The 905-nt window shown below is 35.2% G+C and carries 1 protein-coding gene; it reads left to right on the top strand.

The window, feature by feature from the left end:
* The coding region (locus ABD814_RS13250) for a DDE-type integrase/transposase/recombinase (protein ID WP_344914219.1) at positions 1 to 905 on the top strand (905 nt) is incomplete at both ends.

The following is a 905-nucleotide window of genomic DNA, read 5'->3' as shown; positions in this document are numbered from 1 at the left end:
TACGATGAGCCAGTTAATAAGCCTTATCGAAAGCTAGAAGTTGATGACATGCCCATCATTGAAACATTAGAAAAATTAGATTATAAAAAACTTCTAGTAGATTATCAGACCAAGCACGACAAACCTTTAAAACCTGTCGTTCGCAGGAAAAATAGTGTGGTTAAAGTACCTGCGAGGCTCACTTGCCCTAAGTGCTCTGCACCATCTAACTATCTTTACGCTAACAATGGTGACAAAGGACAATATAAGTGTAAAGTGTGTGATTGCTTATTTAGTCAAAAGAATCGTTTTTTGAAAGAAGCAATACTTAGATGTCCTCATTGTTCCAAAGCATTAGAACGTATTAAAGAACGTAAGGATTTTGATGTTTTTAAGTGTAAAAACAATCATTGTCCCTATTACAAACAGAAACTAAATCAAATGACAAAGGACGAACGAAAACGTTTTAACCAAGACCCACAAGCTTTTAAAGTTAGATATATTTTTCGAGAATTTCAGCTAGACTTTGACCCATTGGTCAAAGAGTCACCTGTCAAACCAAAGATTGATCTTTCTCGAATTTATGCATCACCTCATACGCTAGGACTTATCTTGACGTATTACGTTAACTATGGACTATCGGCTCGAAAAACGGCTGCCATAATGTATGATATACACAATGTAAGAATAACAGCTCAAACAATTTTAAATTACGCAAACAGTGTTGCACTTATCACCAAACCTTTTGTAGATCATTATCCATACGAACTGTCTGACAGTTTTTGTGGAGATGAGACTTACATTAGAGTTAATGGTAAATGGCATTACTTATTCTTTTTCTTTGATGCGGTTAAGAAAGTTATTTTGTCTTATCACGTTTCACCTAATCGAGATACACCATCCGCCTTAAAAGCAATAGGTGATGT

This window comes from Amphibacillus indicireducens (genome assembly GCF_039539605.1).
Taxonomy (GTDB): Bacteria; Bacillota; Bacilli; order Bacillales; family Amphibacillaceae; genus Amphibacillus; species Amphibacillus indicireducens.
Note: the sequence above shows the minus strand (reverse complement) of the source record. Positions and strands in the feature narration are given on the sequence as shown.